Annotated in this window: 1 protein-coding gene; it reads right to left on the bottom strand. The window is 48.7% G+C overall.

What is annotated here, in order from left to right:
• On the bottom strand, window positions 1-847 hold an 847-nt coding region (locus Q5Y71_RS16970; RefSeq protein WP_306043253.1), incomplete at its 3' end, for a hypothetical protein.
• Window positions 848-899: the final 52 nt, after the last annotated feature.

The following is an 899-nucleotide window of genomic DNA, read 5'->3' as shown; positions in this document are numbered from 1 at the left end:
AAGAGCAATTAATACAGAGTGCATCTATAGTAGCTCTGTCACCTCTTCTAAGGCCTGCTCTCAAGCTCATAGCATCTTTTCTAAGTCGCGCAAATACGGCTTGTTTTTCAGTATTTGAAAGCTGGTCAAAAGCTCTTCCCTTTTGTGCAGTCCGTTTATTCCTAGGATCACTTTCACCATTTAATGTTTGAGCAATCGCTGCCGTAACTGCTCCATTCGCAAACTTACCTCCCGTTACTCTGGAAACTGTCCCCCCAATAATCGCTGCTAAGCCAATCCTTATTGCTGCCTTATCTGCGCCATAGCCGACAATACTATTCACATTGGCTAGCTTGGAGAACCCTGCGCTAAAGAAGCCATGCCCAAATTTTCCACCTTGTAACTCAGACATGATTCCGCCAGTAAAGCCATGAGCTACAGCTTTACCTTCAAGCCCTAAGCTAGAATGCCCTATCGCTCCAAAAGCGGCCCCGGAGATGCTTCCAAATAGCACACCTTTCAATATATCTTTACTACTACCCCCAGCCAATGCCGCTGAGAGCCCCCCTGCAACAGCTCCACCGACAGCCCCTCCAACTATTGCTGCTTGTGTCCCGAGAGCAACCCACGTTGCTTGTGAAACCGTACCAGCAGCAACAGCAGCATTCGCACCAGCGGCAAAGTAAGCATTTGCCGCCCATCCTGCTGTGAAATAAGCCGCGACGGCAACTATGGCAATTTTGGCTAAATCTTTAAAACTAAAATACCCACTCGGATCCGTCGCATTTAACGAATTATTCCGCACATAAGCGTAGCGGTTATACGATTGCGTGTCAGCTGCGGCCTGGATAAACGGGTCCGCCTGCATAAAGCGACCCAGGCGCGGATCATAAATCCGCCCATTCATATGGATCAGGCCT

This window comes from Microbulbifer sp. 2205BS26-8 (assembly GCF_030731025.1).
Taxonomy (GTDB): domain Bacteria; phylum Pseudomonadota; class Gammaproteobacteria; order Pseudomonadales; family Cellvibrionaceae; genus Microbulbifer; species Microbulbifer spongiae.
This window is presented reverse-complemented; position numbering and strand designations above follow the sequence as displayed.